11 protein-coding genes are annotated in these 22,725 nt (G+C 75.1%); 5 read left to right on the top strand and 6 right to left on the bottom strand.

The window, feature by feature from the left end; all coding sequences use genetic code 11:
- Position 1 precedes the first annotated feature (1 nt).
- Both ACIPXM_RS20715 and ACIPXM_RS20710 read left to right on the top strand, forming a co-directional pair.
- Positions 2–1,339 (top strand): carbohydrate ABC transporter permease, encoded by a 1,338-nt coding sequence (locus ACIPXM_RS20715; protein WP_401657367.1) that lies wholly within the window; start codon positions 2–4, stop codon positions 1,337–1,339.
- Complete coding sequence (locus tag ACIPXM_RS20710; protein ID WP_401657365.1) at positions 1,336–2,184, top strand: carbohydrate ABC transporter permease; 849 nt, start codon at positions 1,336–1,338, stop codon at positions 2,182–2,184. Before ACIPXM_RS20715 ends, ACIPXM_RS20710 begins: the two co-directional genes overlap by 4 nt.
- Positions 2,185–2,241: 57 nt before the next feature.
- Here ACIPXM_RS20710 and ACIPXM_RS20705 read toward each other — a convergent pair whose 3' ends face one another.
- The 5 genes from ACIPXM_RS20705 to ACIPXM_RS20685 form a co-directional block, all read right to left on the bottom strand.
- Positions 2,242–3,030, bottom strand: a complete 789-nt coding sequence (locus ACIPXM_RS20705) for an SDR family NAD(P)-dependent oxidoreductase (protein ID WP_401657363.1) — start codon at positions 3,028–3,030, stop codon at positions 2,242–2,244.
- Between the two features lie 64 nt (positions 3,031–3,094).
- A complete protein-coding gene (locus ACIPXM_RS20700) occupies positions 3,095–6,094 on the bottom strand; it encodes an AAA family ATPase (RefSeq protein WP_401657361.1) in 3,000 nt (999 codons plus the stop codon).
- Between the two features lie 392 nt (positions 6,095–6,486).
- Positions 6,487–7,926, bottom strand: a complete 1,440-nt coding sequence (locus ACIPXM_RS20695; RefSeq protein WP_401657359.1) for a hypothetical protein — start codon at positions 7,924–7,926, stop codon at positions 6,487–6,489.
- A 72-nt stretch (positions 7,927–7,998) separates the two neighbouring features.
- Positions 7,999–10,737, bottom strand: a complete 2,739-nt coding sequence (locus tag ACIPXM_RS20690) for a hypothetical protein (protein ID WP_401657357.1) — start codon at positions 10,735–10,737, stop codon at positions 7,999–8,001.
- Positions 10,734–14,114, bottom strand: coding sequence for a right-handed parallel beta-helix repeat-containing protein (locus tag ACIPXM_RS20685; RefSeq protein WP_401657355.1), 3,381 nt, complete (start codon positions 14,112–14,114; stop codon positions 10,734–10,736). The genes ACIPXM_RS20690 and ACIPXM_RS20685 overlap by 4 nt, the downstream gene beginning before the upstream one ends.
- A 218-nt stretch (positions 14,115–14,332) precedes the next feature.
- On the opposite strand from ACIPXM_RS20685, the gene ACIPXM_RS20680 reads away from it, so the two are divergent.
- The gene (locus ACIPXM_RS20680) at positions 14,333–15,508 is read left to right on the top strand and encodes a S8 family serine peptidase (protein WP_401657353.1); all 1,176 of its coding nucleotides are present in this window, start codon (positions 14,333–14,335) and stop codon (positions 15,506–15,508) included.
- 54 nt (positions 15,509–15,562) lie between these two features.
- On the opposite strand, the gene eccCa is transcribed toward ACIPXM_RS20680, so the two are convergent.
- Entirely contained in the window at positions 15,563–19,510 is a 3,948-nt protein-coding gene (eccCa, locus tag ACIPXM_RS20675; RefSeq protein WP_401657351.1) for a type VII secretion protein EccCa, read from the bottom strand.
- A gap of 167 nt (positions 19,511–19,677) precedes the next feature.
- On the opposite strand from eccCa, the gene eccD reads away from it, so the two are divergent.
- Together eccD and eccB are read left to right on the top strand one after the other, a co-directional pair.
- On the top strand, positions 19,678–21,066 hold the full coding sequence (gene eccD, locus ACIPXM_RS20670) for a type VII secretion integral membrane protein EccD (RefSeq protein WP_401657349.1): 1,389 nt from the start codon (positions 19,678–19,680) through the stop codon (positions 21,064–21,066).
- A gap of 59 nt (positions 21,067–21,125) precedes the next feature.
- Positions 21,126–22,658, top strand: coding sequence for a type VII secretion protein EccB (gene eccB, locus ACIPXM_RS20665; RefSeq protein ID WP_401657347.1), 1,533 nt, complete (start codon positions 21,126–21,128; stop codon positions 22,656–22,658).
- Positions 22,659–22,725: the final 67 nt, after the last annotated feature.

Raw genomic sequence — 22,725 nt, 5'->3', positions numbered from 1 at the left:
CGTGTCCGTCACGACCCCCGACCCGAAGCCGGGCGCCGCGGTGAACCCGCGGCGCCGTGCCCTGCGCAGGCGCCGGCTCCTCGGCGCGCTGTTCGCCCTGCCCGCCCTGCTGCTCCTCGGCGCCCTCGTCGTCTACCCCGTGCTGTTCTCCGTCGGACGCAGCCTGTTCGACGCGACCGGCGACCGCTTCGTCGGCGCCGACAACTACCTGGAGATGTTCCAGGACCCGGCCACCCTCAAGGCCGTCCGCAACAGCGCCCTCTGGGTCGTCGTCGCCCCCGCCCTCCTCACCGGCCTCGGACTGGTCCTCGCCGTCCTCACCGAGAAGGTCCGCTGGGCCACCGCGTTCAAACTGGTGCTGTTCCTGCCGATGGCCGTGTCCTTCCTCGCCGCCGGCATCATCTTCCGCCTCGCCTACGACCAGGACCCCGAACGCGGCGTCCTCAACGCGGCGATCGTCACCGTCCACGACGCCGTCGACCCGCCCGCCCCCTACCCCACCGCCCGCGCCCGCCCCGGGCGGGGCCTCGACGGCAGCCCCGGCGCCGGCTACACGAGCGAGGCCCTGCGCCCCGGCACCGACGCCGTCCTGCCCTTCGTCGGCGTCGCCCCCGAAGCCGTACCCGGCGGGGCGGCCCCCGCCCGCGCCCCGGGCCCGGCCGCCGGCACCCTGACGGGCGCGGTCTACCTGGACTTCACCCCCGGAGCGGGCGGCCGGCAGGGCGCGATCGACCCGAACGAGAAGGGCCTGCCCGGCATGACCGTCGAGCTGCTGCGCGGCGGCACCGTCGTCACCACCGCCGAGACCGCCACCGACGGCTCCTTCCGCTTCGACGGCCTCACCGACACCACCTACACCCTGCGGGTCCCCGCGTCGAACTTCGCCGCCGGCTACGCCGGAGTCGACTGGCTCGGCCCCGCCCTGGTCACCCCGGCCATCATCGGTGCCTACCTGTGGGTCTGGACCGGCTTCTCCATGGTCCTCATCGGAGCCGGGCTCTCCGCCATCCCGCGCGACGCCCTGGAGGCCGCCCGCGTCGACGGCGCCACGGAGGGCCAGATCTTCCGCAAGATCACCGTGCCACTGCTCGCGCCCGTCCTCACCGTCGTCTTCGTCACCCTCGTCATCAACGTCATGAAGGTCTTCGACCTCGTCTACATCATCGCCCCCGGCCCCGTGCAGGAGGACGCCAACGTCCTCGCCACCCGCATGTGGCTGGTCTCCTTCGGCGGCGGCAACGACCAGGGCCTCGGCAGCGCGCTGAGCGTCCTGCTCCTCGCCCTCGTCGTCCCGGCGATGGTCTTCAACATCCGGCGCTTCAGGAAGGGCGGATCATGAGCAGCCACACCGGCCGGAACCGCTGGCTGGGCAACTCGGCCGTCCAGGCCCTCCTGGCCGTCGTCGCCCTCGTATGGATCACCCCGCTCGCGGGCCTCTTCCTCTCCTCGCTCCGCTCGGAGCAGGACAACGCCTCGCACGGCTGGTGGACGTCGCTCCTCGACCCCGCCCAGCTGTCCGTCGACAACTACCGCGCCCTCTTCGAGGACTCCGGACTCGTCCAGGCCTTCTGGAACACCGTCCTGATCTCCGTGCCGACGACGGTCCTCGTCGTCGCGATCGCCGCGCTCGCGGGCTACGCCTTCGCCTGGCTGAGTTTCCCCGGACGCGACGCGATCTTCCTCCTGGTCGTCGGCCTGCTCGTGGTCCCCGTCCAGATCGGCCTGCTGCCGGTGGCCAAACTCTTCGGCGCCGTCGGCCTGTTCGGCACCACCGCGGGCGTCATCCTCTTCCACGTCGCCTACGGACTGCCGTTCGCCGTCTTCCTGCTGCGGAACTACTTCGCGGAGATCCCCGCCGAGATGCTGGAGGCGGCGCGCCTCGACGGCGGCAGCGAATGGCGGATCTTCCTGCGCCTGATCCTGCCGCTGGGCCGGCCCGCCCTCGCCAGCCTCGCCATCTTCCAGTTCCTCTGGGTGTGGAACGACATGCTCGTCGCGCTGCTGTTCGCCGACAGCGAGTCGCAGCCGCTGACCGTGGCGCTCCAGTCGCAGATGCGCCAGTTCGGCAGCAACATCGGCGTCCTCGCACCCGGCGCCTTCCTCTCCCTCATCGTGCCGCTGGTGGTGTTCTTCGCCTTCCAGAAGCACTTCGTCCAGGGCGTCATGGCCGGATCGGTGAAATGACGTCGACGCCGTGACGACGTCGGCGTGGCGTCCTGCCCGCCGGGCCGGTCGCCCGGCTCAGACCGCGCTGTAGCCGCCGTCGACCGCCAGTACGGACCCCGTGACGTACCAGGCGGCCGGGGACGCGAGGAAGACATAGGGGGCGGCGATCTCCCAGACAGTGGCTCGCCGCCCCAGTGGCGTGAGCATCCCGGCCCGCCGGTCCGAGGCCGGATCGGCGGGCAAGGTGACCCCGTCCATGACGGGGGCGGCGTGACCCGGCGCTATCGCGTTGACCCGGATGGCGTGCGTGGCCCATTCCGCCGCCAGCGTGCGCACGAGCTGGTTGACGCCGCCTTTGCTGGCGGCGTACGGGGCGAGCATCGGAATGCCGACCACTCCGGCGGCCGAGGACGTCATCGTGACCGACCCGCCCGACCCCTCGGCGATCCAGTGCCGGGCCGCCGCCTGCGCGGGTTGGAAGGCCCCCCGCAGGTTGACCGCGACCACGTGGTCCCACTCCTCCGGCAGGTAGTCGACCGCCGGTTTCACGATGTCGACACCCGCGTTGCACACCAGGTGGTCGAGGTGCCCGAAGACGCGGACCGCCTCGGCGACCAGACCCCGCGCGAGATCCGCGTCCGTGACGTCCCCGGCGAGCGCCGCGACCCGGGGCCGCGCCCCCGGCGCGCTGGGGTGCCGCGCGCGCAGTGCCTCCAGCGCGGCTGCGGTCTCCGCTTCGTCGTGCCCGTGCACGAGGACGCTCGCACCCTCCTCCAGCAACGCGCGGGCGACACCCAGGCCGATGCCCCGGCTGGACCCGGTGATGACGGCGGTACGCCCGGAGAGGTCGAACAGTTGGCTCATACGGGGTCTCCTCAGGTGGACTCGGTACGGGGAAACGGGACGGCACCCCGCGTGCGTGGACCGGTCAGGCCGGCCGGCTCTCCTTGTGGTAGCCCAGCTCCGTCAGCCTCTGGTGCAGGGCGGCCCGCGAGGAGATGCCCAGCTTCGGGAAGAGGTTGTAGAGGTGGGTGCTCACGGTGCGCGGGGAGAGGTACAGGCGGCGCCCGATCTCCTTGTTCGACAACCCCGACGCCGCGAGCCGCCCGATCTGCAACTCCTGCCGGGTGAGCGCGGCGGGGTTGCCCGCCGGGCCGGTGACGACGGGGGCCGGGGCGGCGGGGCCGACCGGCAGCAGCGGGGTGATCCGGGCTGCCCCGGGATCGGGCTGAGGATGGGCGATGACGGCCCGCACACCCGTGCCGCGGGTCTGGGCCGGGACGGCCGACCGGTTCCCGCCGGCCACCCGTCGCCTCCGTTCGAAGGCCAGCCGCAGCCGCGCGCAGACGAAGGCGTTCCGCTCCCGCTCGGGAAACCCCACCGACGTCTCGAACAGGGACTCCGCCTGCTGCGGCGGCGCGAGCAGGGCACGAGCCCCGGCGAGCAACGCCAGGTGCCGCGCCGAACGGTGCGCGAGCCCCGCCGCCTCGGCCGCCGCCACGTGCATGTGCGCCTCCTGGGTCCGGCCCGTCAGCACGGCCGACTCCACGAGCGTCAGCACGACCCACGGCTGCAGCGGCGACAGCACCGCACTGTCCGCCGCCGCCCCCGAAGCCCGCAACGCATGCGCGTACGCCTCGGCGTACGAGCCCTCCGACAGGGCGGCCCAGGCACTCGCCTGATGCGCCATCAGGGCGGTGAACCCGGTAGGGCCGATGACACTGGTGGGGTCGGTGGCGCCGTCATGCCGGTGAGGCCCGCTCAGCTCGTGGGGCCGGCTCGGCCCCCCGTACACCTCGTCACCGCCGGTCACCCCGGGTGCGCCGCCCATCCGTTCCGCACCGACGACCCCGTACGCGCCCGTCGAGGGCTCCGCGCCCGTCGCGTACCCCCCGGGGACCGGGTGCGTCATCGACGCGGCGACCAGCGTGCGGGCCGCCTCCGCGTCGCCTCGGGCCGCGGCCATCAGTGCCGACTGGGCCCTGGCGCGGCGGGCGGTGAGGAACAAGCCGTGGGCTTCGGCGAGGTGGAGCATGCGGGTGGTCGCTTCCTCGGCGGCGTCCTGATGTCCGGCGAGGAGGAGGTCGAGGCCGAAGATCCCGAGGGCCTCCGCGCAGTCGGCGACCGATCCGCCGCGTTCGGCGGCCTCGGCCACTCGCCGCAGCCGTTCCCGCAGGGGGCCCAGGCCGTCGAGGGCCAGCGCCAGATGGGAGAGGCGCAGGACCTCGGCGCAGTCGGCGTCCGGGGCCAGCTCCTTGACGGCGGCCTCCAGTCGGGCCGTCGGCCGCCCGCTCCCGTCGGCGACGGGCGCCGCCAGTTCCTTGACGAGCCGCGCCCAGCCCGGCCCGGTGCCCAGCCTGGACGCGGTCGCGTGCCACTGTTCGGCGTCGCCGGAGAGCAGTGCGAGCGAGAAGAGCCGGCTCAGGAGCGCGTCACGCCACGCGACGGGGGGCCCCGACTCGCCGCCCGGCGCGTCCCCGTACGAGTCGAACGCGCCGAGCAGCAGGTGGAACGCGGCCCGGCCGTCGCCGCCCCGCTCGGCCAGCAGCTGCGCCCGCGCGAGGGCGAAGGCGGCTCCTTCCGGGGCCCCGTCGGGTCGAGGCGCCCCCGCCGACGCCTCGGCCAGCAGCTCGGCCGCGAGCCCGAACCGTCCCGCGCGCCCCGCGTTGTGCGCGCCGAGGGCCAGCAGGGCTGCGCGCTCGGCGGCGTCCCCGGTCAGGTCGGCCGCCCGGCGGTGCGCCGCGAGGGCGACCCGCTCCAGGCCGTGCCGGGCCGCGCGGGCCGCGCCGGTCGCGAGGGCCCCCGCCACGGCGGGGTCGAGTCCGACGGCCGCCGCCATCAGGTGCCGTACCTGGGTACCTGGTTCGTGGTCGAGGACGGAGGCGAGCGCCCGGTGTGCGGCGCGCAGCGCGTCGGGCGTGGCCGTCGCGACCACGGCGGCGCGCAGCAGCGGGTCGCTGAAGACGACCCGTTCCCGTTCGCCGGCCACCCGTAGGATTCCGTCCCGTTCGGCGGTCGTCAGTGCCTCGCCCGCCGCCGCCCAGCCGTGCCGGTAGGCGGCCCACACCGGGCGCGTGCGGCCCTGCTCCTCCAGCGCCATCAGCAGGACCAACTCCCGTACCTCGACCGGCAGGTCCTCGACCTGCGGGCCGTACCGGCGCAGCAGCGGGTCGCTGAGCGGCAGGACGGCGGGCAGCGGCTCGCGGCCCGTCAGCTGGGCCGGGGACAGGGCGCGGGGCAGTTCGAGCAGGGCCAGCGGGCTGCCGGCGGCGGCTTCGAGGAGCCGGCGCCGGGGCTCCGGTGCGAGCCCGGCATGGCGGGCGTCGAGCAGTTCGGCCGCGGCGGTCCCGGGCAGCGGGCCCACCGGGCACAGTGCCGTCGGGGCGGCGTCGAGGAAGGGGCGGGCGCCGTCCGCCGTGGCGGCGACGAGTGAGATCCGGGTGCCGGTCAGCCGCCGTGCGAGGAAGGCGAACACCGCGCGGCTCTCCGTGTCGAACCAGTGGACGTCGTCGAGGACCAGGAGCACCGGTCGCTCCCCGGCGGCCCGGCGGAGCGCCGCGAGCAGGTCCGTCGACAGGCGCAGGACGTCGTCGGGGGTGCCGACGGCCGCGCGGGTCAGGGTGTCCGCGAGGCCGGGGAGGCCGTCCGGTCCGTCCGGGGCGGACCACAGGGCCAGGTGGAGCGCCCCACCTGTGAGAGCGCTCTCCGAACGTGCCCCGGCCGCCCGCAGGACGAGCGCGCCGACAGACCGGGCTTCGGCCGCGCAGGCGTCGAGGAGGGCGGTCCTGCCCATTCCGGGCCGCCCGTGGAGGATCACGGCCCGCTCGGCGTCCGGGTGGCGTGGCGGTCGGGCGAGTGCGCGCAGCCGAGCTGTCTCCGTCTCCCTGCCGACCAGTCGCCCGGGGGTCCTCACCTCGGCGGACTCCATCCTGTCCCGCCCCCTCAGCCTCGTGTTCCATCGCTCTTGCCGTCCAGCACAGCACGCGGTTCCGGGGATTCCCGAAGCGAGGAGCGGTCCGCCTCCCGTTCGGGCAGGACGTGTGTCCGGCCGGGCAGCTGAGGGGCTCCGGGTGAACCGTTCCGATAGCCAACACGTATCCATGCCCCGGGACGGGCCCCTGCGGAGTCGACCGGACCGGGCCGCCGCCCATGGCCAACGAGTAGCTAGGCCGGGTCCGGAAAGTCCCGCCTGCCCCGGAGCGGCCTCGGGCGCCCGGAGCCCGGCTTCCGCGACCCCCCGGCCCCGGCGCGGGGAGGCCCCCGCCCGGGTGTTCCGGACGGGGGCCTCCTCTCGTACGGGGCGGGTGCGCGGATGCCCGGTCAGTACTGGGTGCCGCTGCCCCAGAGGAACCGTCCGCCCGCCGCCTGGATGGTGACGTTCCCGTCGTTCTGCAGCACCAGCTGGGCCCCGGGGTTGCCGTCCGTGCGGGTCGACCAGACGGTCGTCCCCTCGGCCGACAGCACGACCAGGTTGCCGTCGCCCTGGAAGACGGCTCGGTCACCGCGACCGGAGGTGCCCGTGGACCAGCGGGCCCGCCCGTTGGCGTCGAACACCACCAGGTTGCCGTTCTGCTGCATGGTCAGCGAGATGCGGTTGGTGGAGACCGACTGGCCGCGCCCGATCACGTACGTGCCGTGCACGACCCTGGTCTGTCCCTGCCGCGCGGTCGGCGCCGACGGCTTGGCGGCGGCCCGCACCGGGCTGGCCGCCCGGGTCCGCGCCTGTGCCGCCGGCGCGGGCTTCACCGAGCGCACGGCGGCCGGTTCGGTCGCCGTGCGGGTGGCGCTGCCCGCGGCGGCGCGCCGGACCGGCGGCGGCGCGGGCTTGTCGGCCGCCATCGTCAGGACCGCCGGACGCGTCGCGGGCTCGCGGTCCGCGTCCGCCTGCCGCACCTCGGACCGTCCGCCCTGGCCGCCGGTGTCGCCCCGGACGACCTGGACGACCGGGGGAGTGGTGACCGGACGCCTGACGGGCGTCCTCGGGACGCTCGTCCCGCTCCGGACGTTCGCCTTCTCCTCGGCCGGCGAGATCGGCGGCGGCCGGTAGCCGGACGTGTCCACCACGTCCTGCCGCCCGGGCGCGCCCTTCGACGGGACTCCGCCCGACGGCTCCTGGACCCGCTCGGCGGGTACCAGGGACTGCCGGTCCGTCCTGCCCTGCGGGCTGGGCCACGTGGCACCGCCCTGCTCGCCGAGGAGCGCCACGGGGGCGGACGCGGTGACGTCGTCGACCGCGCGCGTCTCCTGCCCGGCGTCGGAACGCTGGCTCATCACCAGCGGTACGGACACCAGGACGGCACCCGCGATGGCCGCCGCGGCCATCAGGGGACGCCCGCCCTGACCGCTGCTCCCGCCCGCGGTCTGGTGGGGCGGCGGGGTGGCGCCGTCGGAGGCGGCGCGCGGGGCCGCCGTCGTCGGCGAGGCCGCCATGGTCCCGGCGGGCGCCGAGCCGGAGCCGTCCGGCTCCTCGGGCGTTGCCGCCGGGACCGCCACGAGCGGTGCCGGTTCCGGGGTGACGCGGGCCGGACGGGCCTCGGTGGCGGTGGACCGGGAGCGCCGCTCGGCGCGTCCGGTTCCGCGGGTCGTGGTCGGTTCCGTCCCGGCGGGCCGCGGTGCGGCCGCGGTGCGCCCGGGCTGCGACACGAACACCGGCCCGACGGAGGTCCGTGCGGACTCGGCGCCGGCGTTCAGCGTCACCGCCTGCCGGATCCTCGGCCGTTCCGGGCTTCCGAGCGAGCCGCCCGGAGGGCCCTCGCTCATGGTCGGTTCTTCTGGTGCCACGGGAAATCTCCTCTGTCGATGTCGACGTCGATGGGCTGACCGCCCTGGCCTTCAGGACAGGACGGGTGCGGGACCGGCCGCGGGCACGGGGGCACCGGGCCGCTCCCGCAGCCGCCCGGCGCAGCGCTCGGGCCAGGCGGCCGTCTCGTCCCAGCGCGGTTCGGCGTCGGCGAGCCACGCGAGCAGTCGCTCCATGAACAGCGCGTCCTGGCTGTCGAGTTCGCCGGGCACGGCGGGCGGCGCGGAGTCCGGCAGTTCCCGGAGCAGGATCAGCCGGCCGTCGGGCCGGTCGTCCCGCACGCCGAGGACCCGCAGCCGGGTCCCCGCACCGAACACGACCTCCTCCACGCGGTCCGAGCCCTTGGTGCCGTCGTCGAGGAGCGGCCGGATCCGGCGGGCGGTCGCCGACCAGATCAGATACCGGTCCCCGCCGGTGCGGGGCAGGGCCCGGTCGGCGGCGAGCGCGCTGACCGGCGTGTCGGAGGTCAGCTCCGTGCCGGGTACGGGATCGTCCGCCCCCACGCCGGGGCCGGTGGTCCGCAGCGCGGGCCCCCGGTACGAGGGCAGTCGGCGCAAGCCCGCGTTGATCGCCGCGCGGCGCCGCTCCTCGGGCAGGACGCCCGCCTCGCCGGTGAGATGCAGGTGAAGGGCGACGAGGTCCGCCCGCATGGCGTCGTCGGCGCGGCTGCGCATCGACGGCAGATGTGCCAACGCGCGCACCACCGCTTGATGATGCCGCTCCCACGCGGGTCCCAGCAGCGTGCGCAGATCCGTACCACCGCCGTCGCCTCCGGTCCGTGCCGCGACCGGCGCGGCCGCCCCCGAGGTCCGGGACCGCTCGACGCCCGCCGGCAGGGTCTCGGGTCCTTCTGCGGGCTCGGGCTGTACGGGTTCGGGCCGGTCGGGTTCGGGTCGTACGGGCTCGGCCTGGGCGGCTTCGGGGCGTACGGCCTCGGCCGTCGCCGGACCGGGAGCCAGGGACCCGGTCCCGGAGGGGCCGGACCGCGCCGGCTCCCGCTCCGGCCCCTGCTCCGGGCCCGCGGTCTCCGCTGTCCCCTCGGGCTCCGGTTCCGGCGTGGGCTCCGGTTCGACGGCGGTGTGTTCCGGTGTGGTGGGTGTCGCTGCGGCGGGTTCGGTGGTGCGGATCGGGGTTCCGGAGGTCAGCCAGCCCGGCAGGGCGGCGGCGGAGGCGGCCGCGACGGCGGTCTCGGGGAAGCCGATCTGCGGTAGCGCCAGTACCCGGGTGGTCTCCGGGTTCTCGGCCTCGGAGGCGGTCCCGGCCTCGGGCTCGGTCCCGGCCGCGGGCTCGGCCGGGGGAGCGGCCGTGGTCAGGGACGGGGCGGTGGTGGACATCAGGGCGGCGGGGGCCGGAGCGGCCGTGGGCCGGGGCGCAGGTGTCTGCGCGGTGGCCGGGGTGTGGCCCGGCAGGTAGGCGGTGGCGTCGACGCCGGGCAGCCAGCCCCGGCGGGCCATGCCGATGCCGTGCCGGACGGCGATCCTGCGCAGCTGGGTCAACTGCTCGGGGGTGCACTCCGCGTGGACCTGGAGCATGGCGCGCTCGCGGCCCGACGGCTCCAGCCTGGACAGCATGCCGTCCAGGACGGGCAGCAGGGAGTCGTCCGCGCGGGTGCCGGGCAGTCCGACGTCGATGGCCAGCACTTCGGCCTCCACCGGGCGCTCCCAGGCGCTGATGTCCTGCCCGGTGGGGCCCACCCACAGTCCGGCGCGGGTGACGGCGACCTGCCAGTCGTCGGAGAGGCGGTAGCTGCCGTCGCGGCCTCCGGGGGCGAGCCCGGGCAGCGGCGGCCGCCAGCGCTTGAGGCGTCCGCCGGGGCCGTCGTGGGGACCGTAGACGACGGATTCGACGTACGAGTGCCAGGTGGGGTCCCCGTCGGTCGAGACCAGCAGGGTCCGCGACTCGGGGGGCTCGCCCTCGGGCGCGTCGAGCAGCAGCGGCAGGCCGCCGGCGACCTCCACCTCGGTGTCGAGGAGGTGGGCGACGTCCTTGGCGACCGGCAACAGGTCCCCGGACCAGGGGACGAGCCGGGTGGCGCGGCGGACCCGGTCCGGCAGCGCGGCGAGCACGCTGGCCACGGCCTCGGCGGAGGTGCCGCTCGCCCAGGGGCCGCCGGTGAGCAGGATCGCGCTGGTCGCCTCCATCGGCACGGTGTGCGCGAGGGCCGGTACCGGCGGTGCCGCGTAGCGGTCGGGGCGCAGGATGACGCCGGCCGGGATGTGGTCGATGCGGTGTCCTTCCGCCGTGTCGGCGGCGAGCCGGGAGAACGCCGCCTCCCAGGCGGGCGTCGGGTAGCGGCGACCGACGACTTCGGGGGCCCGGCCGGACACGAAGCGCAGCCAGCCCTGGTGGCTGAAGAGGGTGCCGTCCGGTCCGACGACGGGCACTCCCCGGCAGGCGAGGACCTCGACCGGCCAGGCGTCGGCGATGAGTGCGGCGATGCCGGACAGCGCTCCGTCGGCCATCACCAGCGCCACCCGGCCGACCTGGTGGCGCACGGCGGAGGCCAGGACGGGGGTGAAGCGGTCGAGCAGGCTGCCGGAGTCCTCGGCGCCGTTGACGCCGCTGTCGACGAGGAACACCACCTGCTCCTGAGCGACGGGACCCAGGCACTGGGCGGCTTCGGTGAGGTGCTGCGGCGGGTGTTCGGTGGTGTGGAAGAGGTAGACGCCGGGGCCGCCCTCGGGCGGGGCGGTCGGGTGGGAGTCCGTCGCCGACGCGTCGCGGTCGCCCCCGGTCGCGCGGCGGCCGAGGAAGCTCTGCCACAGGCTCATCGGCGGGCCCCTCCTTCGTGCTGGAGCGTTTTGTGCGGGTCGCGTGCGGCGGGGGTGTCCGGCGGCAGGTCCTCCGGGAGCAGCCGGCTCAGGGCCTCCAGGCTGGGATCGGTCAAACCGCGCAGCCGGCCGGCCTGCCGGGTCATCATGGTCTCCACGATCTGGCGGGCCAGTCGGGCGTTGCCGAACGACTTGCCGCGGGGGGTGGCCGCGAAGACCCGGCCCAGGGCGTCCAGGGTCTCCGGCGCGCACTGGTAGCCGAGTTCGAGGGTGTGCCGGTCCGCGATGGTGACGAGTTCGGCGTCGGTGTAGTCCTCGAAGGTGACGTGCCGGGAGAAGCGGGAGGCGAGGCCGGGGTTGGAGTCGAGGAAGCGGCCCATCTCGCCGGTGTAGCCGGCGACGATGACGACGACCTCGTCGCGGTGGTCCTCCATCAGCTTGAGCAGGGTGTCCACGGCCTCCCGGCCGAAGTCGGACGGCGAGTCCAGCGGAGTGAGGGTGTACGCCTCGTCGATGAACAGCACGCCGCCCAGGGCGCGTTCGAAGGCTTCGCGGGTGAGCTGCGCGGTGTGTCCGATGTAGCGGCCGACGAGGTCGGCGCGGGCCACTTCGACGAGTTGGCCGCGGGGCAGCACCCCGAACGAGCACAGCAGGTCGGCGTAGAGCCGGGCGACGGTGGTCTTGCCGGTGCCGGGCGGCCCCGCGAAGACGAGGTGGTGGCTGATCCTGGGGGCCGCCAGGCCGGCGGCCTGCCGCTGTCGGGTCGCCTCCAGGAGGTCGACCATGCCCGCGACCTCCGCCTTCACCGCGGAGAGCCCGATCATGCTGTTGAGGCGTGCCAGCACCTCCGAGTCGGCGGGTCGCTCCTCGCCGCCCGCGCTGATGAGGGCGGCCTCCTCCTCCCCGACGTCCTCGGCCACGAGCTGCGCCAGGTCGGACTGGCTGATCTCGGCGCGCGACGCGAGCCGGAAGGCCTGTCGGTCGACCATCTCCTCGAACACCTTGCGGGCCGCACGGCCGTTGCCGAAGCCGGCGTCCCTGGGCATGCGGGTGAAGTGCAGGGCGAGTGCCTCGCGGGCGGTGGGCGCCAGTTGGTAGCTGTGGGAGGCGCACATGTTCTCGACGATGGTGACGAGCTCGTCGACGGTGTAGTTGATGAACTCGATGCTGCGGGTGAACCGGGAGGCGAGTCCCGGGTTGGCCGACAGGAAGGCCTGCATCTCCTTGGAGTAGCCGGCGACGATCACGACGACCTCGTCGCGGTGGTCCTCCATCAGTTTGACCAGGGTGTCGATGGCCTCCTGGCCGAAGTCGGCGCCGGAGCCCTTGCTGTCGGAGAGCAGGGTGTATGCCTCGTCGATGAACAGGACCCCGCCGAGGGCGCGTTCGAAGGTCTCGGTGGTCTTGATGGCGGTGCCGCCGATGATCTGGGCGACCAGGTCGGCCCGGGAAACCTCCACGATGTGCCCGGAGGGCAGCGAGCCCAGTTCGGCGAGGATGCTGCCGTACAGGCGGGCCACCGTGGTCTTGCCGGTGCCCGGCGGGCCCGCGAAGACCAGGTGGCGGCTCATGGGCGGCGCGGGCATGCCGAGGCTGGCGCGCTGCTGGGCCAGCCGGTTGAGGTTGATCAGGGTGCTGACCTGGTGCTTGACGCCTTCGAGGCCGACCAGGGCGTCCAGTTCGCCGAGCGGGCCCTTCGGTGCGGTGTCGGGGGCCGGGCCGCCCGGGGCGGTGTCCCCGGCGCCGGTCCCGTTCGCGGGGAGTTCCTGCTTGGGGGCGCCGTCCCAGCTGTCGACGGCGCCGTTGCCCGTGCTGACCAGGCCGTCCACCAGGAGCCGGGGGCCGGGACGGGAGTGCCGCAGTCCGGCGCCCCGGTTGGTGCGGACGGTGCAGCCGGTGATGGTGACCTGTTCGGCGCTGTCGACGCGGATGCCGTCGCCGGTGCTGTCGGTGAACCCGCAGGAGGTGAGCGAGGCCCGGGCTCCGGCGGCGACCAGGATGCCGTGGGCTCCGGCCTCCTTCACGTCGACCCGGGTCATGGACAGTTCGCCGCCGTCCTCCACCGACACGCCCTCGGTGCCCGTCCCGCCGATCTCGCAGTCCCGCAGCGAACCCCGGCCGAGCGAGCCGACCGACACCCCGGCCTGCCGGGAGCCGCGCAGGGCGCTGTTGCCGACGTGCGGGTTGCCGTGCCCCTCGATGCGCAGGGCCGCCGAGCCGGTGTCCTCGACCTCGCAGTGTTCGAGTCGGCCACGGCCGTCCTCCGCTACCTCGATCCCGTACCCCTTCGTGCCGTTGACGCGGACCCGGCGCAGCAGCGGGTTGGCGCCGGAGCGCACGGAGATGCCGTGGCCGCCGGAGTCGAGGACGTCCAGCCGGTCGATCTCGGCGACCGACTCGTCGGCGAGGAGGACGCCGACGCCCTCGGTGTCACGGACGGTCGTGCCGGTCAGGACCGGGCCGCTGGACTCGGCGACCCGCACGGCCGCCTGCGCCGAACGCAGGAAGACGCAGTCCTCGTAGGTGCCGCGCGACCGGCCGGTGACGAGCAGGCCGCTGCCCCGGGTGTCGGCGGTGCCGCAGCGGCGCAGCAGCGGGTCCGAACCGGCGGCGACGACCATGCCGTGCCCGGTGGTGTCGGCGACGTGCACGTTCTCCAGGACGGTCCGGGACGCGCTGGTGACGTAGACGCCCACGGTCACGCCGGTGACGGTGACGTCCTGCACGGTGAGGCTGGAGGAGCCCTCCAGGGCCACCGCCGGCTTGTCGGTGGAGGAGATCTCACAGTTCTCGACGGAGCCGCGCGCCTCGCCGTTGGCGAGGACGCCGTTGCCGCGCGCGTCGCGGAGCCGGCAGCCGCGTACGCTGATCCGGCCCTGGTCGACGACGACGACCGCCGACGTGCCCAGGTGCTCGATGACGGAGTCCTCCACCGCGGACGGCTGGGCCGAGGTCACGACGACGCCCGCCCCGTCGGGGTTGGTGATGCGGCAGTTCCGCAGCGCGAGCGACCCGGTGTCGGAGGCCGAAACGGCCGTCCAGCCCTTGCCGACGACCTCGCAGTCACGCATGGCGAGCTGTCCCCGGGCGGCGTGCACCACCGGTACGTCGCTCTCGCCGCCGCGCACCAGCAGATCGGTGAGCATCACCGCCTCGGCGGCGAGGGTGATGGCGGTGTCGCGGCGCGGCGCTATCTCGACGCTGCCCTTGGGGCCGTCGGCGACGATGGTGACCTGCGTGGTCACCAGCAGGTTCTCCACGTAGCGGCCGGGCTGCACGCTGATCACCGCGCCCGTGCGGGCGTGGCTGAGGGCCTCCTTGATGGTCCGGTACTCGCCGGAGCCGTTGTGATCGACGGTGAGTACCTGGCGTACCACGACGGTGCCTCCCCTGATGGTGCGGCGGTGCGCGACGCGTGCCGCGGCCGGCTGCCAGGCTGCCGGGGGAAGGCCGGCCCCCACTACCGCGAAATGACTGGTTCGGGCGACGTAGCGGGCCGGGCCGATGACGTAGATTTCCCCGTCTGCGTCCCCCGGCTTTCCGAACTCCGCCCGCGCCCGGCCCGGTCGGCGGGCGGCGCTCCTACGCTGCGTCCATGAGAGCGATGCGACGGGGCGCGGCCCCCCTGCTGTCCGCGCTGGCCCTGGTGGGTGCCGCGACCGCCCCCGGCGTGGCCGCCGGGACCGCCGACGAGACGCTGCCGGTGGTCGTGCAGACCCTCGCGGACGACGCGCCGTGCCGGCCGGCCTCCGGCAAACGGGCGGCGGAGCCGCCGTGGACCCAGGACATGCTCGGCCTCGACCGGGTGTGGCGGATGGCTCGCGGCCGGGGTGTCGCCGTCGCCGTCGTCGGCACCGGGGTCGGCGCCACCGTCCCCGCGCTGCTGGGGCGGGTGACGCCGGTCGGCGCGGGCAGCGGCCAGGACTGCGTGGGCCACGGCAGCTTCGTGGCCGGGCTGATCGCCGCCGCGCCCCGCGAGGGCGCCGGTTTCACGGGGGTGGCGCCCGAGGCGCGGATCCTCGCCGTGCGGGCCACGAGCCAGCGTGGCGCGGCCACCCCGGCCGGGGTGGCCCGGGGGATCGAGGCGGCCGTACGGGCCGGGGCCGACGTCATCGCCGTGCCGTACGCGTTCTCCGCGCGCCGCCCCGAACTCACCGCCGCCGTACGCCTGGCGGCCCGCGCCGACGCCCTGGTGGTGGCGCCCGCCGCGCCCGACAAGGCACCGGTCCTCGCGGGAACCGGCGATCTCCCGCCCCGCGACTACTGGCCGGCGGCCGAGCCCGGGGTGCTGTCCGTCCTGGACTTCGGCGCCGACGGCTCCCGCCCGCAGAACGCGCTCGTGCCGCGCCACGCCGACCTCGGCGCCCCGGGCGACCGGGTCGTCAGCGTCGGCCCGGGCGGCGAGGGGGCGTTCACCGGTTCGGGCTCGTCCCTCGCGGTCGGCTTCGCCGCGGGCGCCGCCGCGCTGGTCCGCTCCTACGAGCCCGGCATCGACGCCGCCCGGACCCGTACCCGGCTGCTCGGCGGCTCGTACACCTCCGCCGTGCCGAGGCTCGATCCGTACGCGGCGGTCTCGGGCGTGCTGCCCGCCGACGCCGCCCCGGCGCCGCGGCGGGCCGACCCGGTCACCCTGCCCGTGCCGGTCCCGGACGGCGGGGCCCGCTCCCGCAGCCTCCTCATCGCGACCGGCGCCCTCTCGGTGGCGCTGCTCCTCGGCGCGCTCGCCGTGGTCCTTCCCCGGGCCCGGGCCCGGGGGTGGCGGGCGGGCTGAGCGCCGCACCGGCCAAGGGGGCCGGACGCCCGGCCCCCCAGGGCCCGGCCCCCGTCAGTCCTCCAGGAGCGCCGTCTGGATCATGAGGCTGCGGCGGCGGGCGATGCGGACGGCCCGGCCCGGCGGCAGCAGCTTCGGCTTCACGTTGCCGATGAAAGTGCCCTCGTTCGGCGGGCAGGACATCAGCAGGGCCGTGCTGTTCGCGTCGAGGAGGCCGCGGATCATGCTGTCGGAGGCACCGCGCACCGCGCCCGACGACGCCCTCGCGACGACGAGGTGGAGGCCGATCTCGAAGCCGAGCGGGATGTGCGGCAGCAGCGCCTCCAGGGGCGAGTTGAAGCCCGTGCCGACCATCTCGTAGTCGTCGACCAGGACGAACAGCCGGGGCCCCTCCCACCAGTCGCAGAGCCGCATCCGGGCCGGCGGGATGTCCTCGCCGGGAGTGCGCTCGGTCATCGCCTGCGCCACTCCCTGCGCGTACTCGCGCAGCGCGTCCCCGGACACGGCGTGGCCGAGCCGGTACTCCGGCGGCACCGCGTCCACCAGCTCGCGCCGGAAGTCGGCGATGAGGATCTTCGCCTCCGACGGCGAGTAGCGGCTGGTGATGGAACGGGCCAGCGAACGCAGCAGGTTGGTCTTCCCGCACTCGGTGTCGCCGACCACGACGAGGTGCGGGCTCTGCGAGAAGTCGTGGTGCACGGGGGAGAGTTCGTTCTCCTCGACGCCGAGCGGCAGCCGGTACCCGTCCGGCGCGGGCAGCTCCCGGTACCCGAGGCGGGCCGGGAGCATCCGGACCGCCGGGGCGGCCGGACGCCCCGCCCAGCCGTCCGCCACGGCGCTCACCAGTCCGGCTACGCCGTCGGCGAGGTCGTCGGCCGAGTCGGCGCCGTCGATCCGCGGCAGCGCCGCGAGGTAGTGCAGCTTGGTCTGGGCGGTCAGCCCCCGGCCGGGCGCGTTGGTGGGGACGGTCGCCGCCTTGCGCATGTCGATGGTCGAGTCCATCGGATCGCCCATCCGCAGCTCCATCTTGGTGCCGATGGCCTCGCGCAGCACCGGAGTGAGCTCCATCCAGCGGGCCGTCGACAGCATCACGTGGATGCCGTAGTTGAGACCCCGCTGCGCGATCTTGTTGATGTCGTCGACGAGCTGGTCGAAGTCCTGGCGCACCGTCGGCCAGCCGTCGACGACCAGGAAGACGTCACCGAACGGCTCGTCGGCGAACTCCCCGGCGGCCCGCCGCTGCCGGTAGGCGGTGACCGTGTCGATGCCGTGGTCGAGGAAGAACTGCTCGCGGCGCCGCAGCAGGACGCTGACCTCGCTGACCGTACGCGCCACCCGGTCCTCGTCCAGCCGGCCCGTCACTCCGCCCACATGCGGCAGCCCGGCCAGACCCGACAGGGAGCCGCCGCCGAAGTCCAGGCAGTAGAACTGGACCTCACGCGGGGTGTGGGTCAGCGCCAGCGAGGCGATGAGGGTGCGCAGCAGGGTCGATTTGCCGCTCTGCGGGCCACCCGCGATGCCCACGTGCCCGCCCGCCGCCGACAGGTCGACGGTCAGCAGGTCCCGCAGCTGCTCGAACGGCTTGTCGACCACCCCGACCGGCACCCGAAGCCGCGGCTTCCCCTCGACACCCGTCAGCCCCCGCTCGGGGTGCGGCTCGAGCGGCGGCAGCAGCAGGTCCAGCGGCGGCGACGCGGCGAGCGGCGGCAGCCACACCTGGTGGGCGGCCGGACCCGAGCCGACCAGCCGGCCCACGGCCACCGACAGGAGCGAGTCGGACTCCTCCTCGCTCGCGGCCCGCGCCTCCTCCTCCGTCGGCTCCACGGGCTGCCGCGGCACCACCCAGGTCGTCGTCCACGGCACGATCTGGTGGGCGACCCGGGAGGTCGACACGGCGCCCGCGCGGCTCTTGTACGTCCCCGAGACGTACGCGGCACGGAACCGGGTCAGCTCCTCCACGCCGGTCTTCAGATAGCCGTTGCCCGGCTCCGGCGGCAGCAGATAGGCGTCCGGCACGCCCAGCACGCCCCGGCTCTCCATCGCCGAGAACGTCCGCAGTCCGATCCGGTACGACAGGTGGCTCTCCAACTGGTGCACCCGGCCCTCGTCGAGCCGCTGCGACGCGAGCAGAAGGTGCACCCCGAGGGACCGCCCGAGCCGCCCGATCATCACGAACAGATCCATGAAGTCCCGGTGCGCGGAGAGCAGTTCGCTGAACTCGTCGACCACGACCACCAGGCTCGGCAGCGGCGCCAGCGGCACCCCGCCGGCCCGCGCCTGCTCGTAGTCGAGCGCCGACGCGTAGTTCCCGGCCTGCCGCAGCAGCTCCTGGCGCCGCATCAGCTCACCGTGCAGGGCGTCCTGCATGCGGTCGACCAGAGCCGCCTCCTCGGACAGGTTGGTGATGACCGCCGAGACGTGCGGGAGCGTGTCGAGGCCCAGAAACGTCGCACCGCCCTTGAAGTCGACGAGGACGAAGTTCAGGCGCTCCGAGGAGTGCGTCAGGGCCAGACCGAGGACCAGCGTCCGCAGCAGCTCGCTCTTGCCGGAGCCGGTCGCCCCGATCAGCATCCCGTGCGGCCCCATGCCGCCCTGCGCGGACTCCTTCAGGTCCAGTTCCACCGGCGCCCCGTTGCCGGCGAGCGCGATCGGCACCCGCAGGTGCTGGTGCGCGGACCGCCGCTGCCACAGCGTGGCCGGCTCGTGGCGCCGCAGGTCCTTGATGCCGAGCAGCCCGCTCAGCTGGATGTCCGAGGCCAGCGGCTCGGCCGACTCCCCGCCCGTGGTCGCCCGGAAGGGCGCCAGCTCCTTGGCGAGCGCCCGGGCCGCGTTCGGCCCCAGTGTGTCGGGGACCCCGAGCACCGTCGACTGCTCGCGCCGGCTGCTGTCCGTGCGGACCAGCTCCACCCGGCCCTCGGTCAGCGCGAGCCGCAGGGTGGTGCGCCCCGGCCGCCACCGCAGCTCGCCGGACAGGTCGAGGACCACACAGTTGCGGAAGCCCGTGCCGTCGAACCGGTGCCCCGACGACACGTTGCCCCCGTCGATCACCACGACCACCATGGGTTCGTCCCGGGTCGGCGACGCCGTCGGGTCGAACGGCGGGCGCTCGGAGAACTCGGCGCCGATCAGATCGGTCAGCTCGCCCACCGCCGACGCGGCCATCCGGGTCGGCCCCGCGCCGTCGGTGGCCTGCGGGTGCAGGGCGTGCGGCAGCCACTTCGCCCAGTCCCACTCGTCCTTCACGTCGTCGCCGACGCACAGCGCGAGCCACAGGTCGTCCGGGCTGTGCAGGGTCGCCAACTGTCCCAGCACGGCCCGCGCGAACGCCCGCGCCTCCGCGGGCTCGGCCCGGACCAGCACCCGCGACCAGGCCCGCAGATACACGGCGATCGGCTGGTCGGGGATCTGCGCGTAGGCCTCCACGAAGCACCGCAGCGCGTGCGCCGTCAGCGGCTCCAGATCCTCCACCGGACGGGTCGTGACCGGCGCGAGTCGCAGCCCGAGCCGCTGCGCGCCGCGCGCGATCCGCACCTCGGCGAAGTCCGGGTCGGTCACCCGCCGCTCCCACAGCCGCGGCGAGCGCGCCAGCGACCAGAGCGCCCCCGGCGCGGGATGCCGCCAGGCCAGGGCCTCGCCCTGCTCGACGATCGCCTTGCGCACGCGGCGCCGCACCTGCGACAGATAGCGCAGATAGTCGCGCCGCTCCCCGTTCATCTTCGACTTGCGTTCGCCGCGACGCTGCATGGCCTGACCGATCAGCATCGCCAGCAGGCCCAGCACCATCATGCCGACCGCGACGTACATGAACACACCGCCGGACCCCGGCCGCAGGAACATCATCATCATCGACAACGACATGATGCCCATCGGCAGGAACGTCCAGACGCCGCCGGCGTTCGGCTGCGCCTCGGCCAGCACCGGCGGTTCCTGGAGGTTCAGCTCGCCGTCCGGCATCTCCGGCCCGCGCCGACGGGCCGGCCTGCGGAAGAGGACCACACTCACGGACTGCTCCTTCGTCTGCGCGCCGGCGATGCGCCGGGGGGTCCGAGCACCCTAGGACGCACTCCGGCCCGCCCGGGCCGCCCCGCGAGGAACACCGTCATCAGGGTCGCGCAATTGCGTCATTCGTCGGAAGGGAGCGGTGCCCGCCCGCCCGTAAGGTGCGGCCCATGAGTGAGAGTCCCCTCGCCGGGCTGACCCGCCTGACCATCCAAGTGCCCGGCCGACGAGTCGAGTTGGCCGCGCCGGCCGACATCCCCGTCTCCGATCTGCTGCCGGCCCTGCTCGGTTTCGCCGGGGCCGCGGCCGAGGAGACCAACGTCGAGGGCCAGGGCTGGGTGCTCCAGCGGCTCGGCGAGGCCCCGCTCGACCCGGAGGGCACCCTGGCCTCGCTGCAGGTGCGCGACGGCGAGACGCTGCATCTGCGCTCCGCCGCCGACACCATGCCGGAGGCCCACTTCGACGACGTCGTCGACGGGGTGGCCACCGTCATGGGCCGCCTCGGCGGCGACTGGACCGAATCCACCAGCCGCGCCTTCGTCCGGGTCGTCGCCGCCACCCTGCTCGCCGCCGTGGCCCTGGTCCTGGCCATGGACGGACTGCCGGCCATGGACCGGGGCCTGACCGCCGCGCTGTGCGGGGTGCTGCTGCTCGCCGGCGCCGGCACCGCGAGCCGGGCGATCGGCGACGCGTTCACCGCGGTCATGCTGGGCTGCGCCGCCGTGCCCTTCCTGGCGCTGGCGGGCTGGCTGCTGCCCGGCGGACCGCCCGGCGCCGAACTCCTCGGCCCCCGGCTCCTGTCCGGCGGGGCCGCCGCGGCCGGCGGCGCGGTCCTCGCGCTGTCCGTGGTGGGCGCCTCGGCGGCCGTGTTCATGTCCGTGGGGGTGGTCGCCGCCTTCGCGACCGCGGCCGGCGGACTGATCGCCGCCACCGGCTTCCCGGCCCCCGACGTGGCCGCCGTCGTCGCGGTCGGGGCGGTCGTCCTCGGCGGGTTCGTGCCCGGGCTCGCCTTCCGCATGGCCGGCCTGCGCATGCGCCCGCTGCCCACCTCGCCGGAGGAGCTCCAGCAGGACATCGAACCCCACGCGAGCGAGGACGTGGCCGCCCGCTCGGCGGCGGCGAACGCCTGGCTCACCGCCCTGTACGCGGCCACCGGACTCGTCTGCACCTTCTGCGTCACCGTGCTCGCCCGGCACTTCGGCCTCGCCGAGGCCGTCACCGCCGCCACCCTCACGGTGCTGCTCCTGCTGCACGGCCGCAACCTCGGCAGCCGCTGGCAGCGGGTGTCCATCCTCGCCCCCGGCGTCTGGGGCGTCGCCGTCCTCGCCATGGCCTGGGCCGATGCCCTCGAAGGCGGCGGACGGCTGGGCCTGGTGGCGGCCCTCGCCGCCCTCGCCGTCGTCCTGACCATCGCCATCTGGACCGTCCCGGGCCGCCGCATGGTCCCGTACTGGGGCCGGGCGGCGGAGATCCTTCACTTCGTGGTGGCCCTCGCGCTGCTGCCCCTCGCCCTGTGGGTGCTGGGGGTCTACGGCAGGGTCCGCGGCATGACGGGCTGAGTACACCCCGCCCCCTCCCCGTACCCCCCCGAACACCGACGATCAGGCCGGAGGGCCCCGTGCAGTCAAGGCGCGACCAGGTACAGGCGCATCTCTTCCAGATGGGCCGGCTCACCTCCGGGATGCTCCGCGCCAACCCGGACCACCTGGAGACCCCCGGCGGGCGCACCAACCGCGGGATGGCCTTCGGGCTGGTGATCGGTGTCGTCGCGGTGCTCGTCTCGGCCCTTGTCGGCCTCTTCTCCCCGGGAACGCCCAGCAGTTGGCGGACGGAGGGGACGCTGGTCCTGGAGAAGGACACCGGGAACCGGTACGTGTACGCGCAGGGCAGGCTGCGGCCCGTCCTCAACTACGCCTCGGCGCGCCTGCTGACGGGCGGCGACATGAAGTCCGCGACCGTCTCCAGCTCCGCCACGAAGGACACCCCGCACGGGCCGCCGGTGGGCATCCCCGGCGCCCCCGACTACCTGCCCGGCCGGACGAGCCTGCTGTCCTCCGCGTGGCAGGTGTGCGCGGCCACCACCCGGCAGACCTCGGGGGAGATGGTCGTCCGGACCCGGCTGGCGCTCGGCGCGGCCGGGGCCGCGCGTCCGCTGGGCGCGGGCGAGGGCTTCCTCGTACAGGGCCCCGACGGGCGCCGCTCGCTGCTCCTGGGCGGTGAACGGCACCTCCTCGACGAGGCCACCGGCGCGGCCACCTCACTCGGCTACGGCGCCGCCGGCGCGTATCCCGTCTCCGCCGCCTTCCTCGTCGCGGTCCCCGCCGCCGCCGACCTCGCGGCGCCCGCCGTGCCGGGCCGGGGGGAGCCGGGGCCCGCGCTCGACGGGGCGGCGACCCGCGTCGGGCAGGTCTTCAGCGTGCAGGTGCCGGGCGCGGCCGGTCAGCTGCACCTGCTGCGGCGGGAGGGCCTGAGCCCGCTCACCGGGACGGAGGCCGCCCTCCTCCTCGGTGATCCGCAGACCCGCAAGGTCGCGTACGCGGGCGGGACGCCGGTCGCGCGTCCGCTCGGCGCGGAGGCCGTCCGGGGGCACCTCGCGCCCGCCGCGAGCCGCCCGGGCGGCGAGTCCCTGCCGGCCACCCCGCCCCGCCTGGTCGGGATTCCCGCCGGGTCCGAGCCCTGCGCGGTGGTCCGGCCCAGCGGCGGCACGGCGATGGGCGTGAGCATCGCCTTCGCCCCGGCGGAGGTCGCGGAGGACCATGTGGCGCAGCCGCCGGCCGACTCGGTCGCCCCGGCCTGCCTGCCGGTGGACCGGGTGGAGGTGCCGCCGGGCAAGGGCGCCCTGATCCAGGCCCTCAGCAGCGCGGGTACCCGGATGGGCGACACGGTCTACCTCGTCACCGACGCGGGGGTACGTCATCCGGTCGCCCCGGGCGGCGCCCTGGCGGCCCTCGGTTACACGTCCGCGGACGTCCGCGGACTGCCCTCGGCGCTGCTCATGACCCTGCCGACCGGCGCGGCCCTGGACGCGTCGGCCGCCGCCCGGCCGCCGGCGGCCGGTTCGGGCGCCCCGCGCAGGAGCTGCCCGGGCGCACCGGGCGCCGCCGAGAGCACCGCCAACGCTGTCGAAACCCTGTCGAACCGGGGCGGTTGACGTATCCGCCGAGGCGCCGTCGGCAGATACGTCACGCGACGGATCCGGCCGGGGGGCGGCCGGATGC

It is taken from the genome of Streptomyces sp. NPDC090025 (assembly GCF_044748125.1).
Taxonomy (GTDB): domain Bacteria; phylum Actinomycetota; class Actinomycetes; order Streptomycetales; family Streptomycetaceae; genus Streptomyces.
The sequence above is the reverse complement of the archived record's forward strand: the minus strand, read 5'-3'. Positions and strand labels throughout refer to the sequence as shown.

What these genes read in the sequence shown, in the direction of transcription:
- ACIPXM_RS20710 (WP_401657365.1), top strand. Translation starts at nt 1,336, where the DNA reads ATGAGCAGCCACACCGGCCGGAACCGCTGGCTGGGCAACTCGGCCGTC.
- ACIPXM_RS20705 (WP_401657363.1), bottom strand. Translation starts at nt 3,030, where the DNA reads ATGAGCCAACTGTTCGACCTCTCCGGGCGTACCGCCGTCATCACCGGG.
- ACIPXM_RS20700 (WP_401657361.1), bottom strand. Translation starts at nt 6,094, where the DNA reads ATGGAGTCCGCCGAGGTGAGGACCCCCGGGCGACTGGTCGGCAGGGAG.
- ACIPXM_RS20695 (WP_401657359.1), bottom strand. Translation starts at nt 7,926, where the DNA reads ATGAGCGAGGGCCCTCCGGGCGGCTCGCTCGGAAGCCCGGAACGGCCG.
- ACIPXM_RS20690 (WP_401657357.1), bottom strand. Translation starts at nt 10,737, where the DNA reads ATGAGCCTGTGGCAGAGCTTCCTCGGCCGCCGCGCGACCGGGGGCGAC.
- ACIPXM_RS20680 (WP_401657353.1), top strand. Translation starts at nt 14,333, where the DNA reads ATGAGAGCGATGCGACGGGGCGCGGCCCCCCTGCTGTCCGCGCTGGCC.
- eccD (WP_401657349.1), top strand. Translation starts at nt 19,678, where the DNA reads ATGAGTGAGAGTCCCCTCGCCGGGCTGACCCGCCTGACCATCCAAGTG.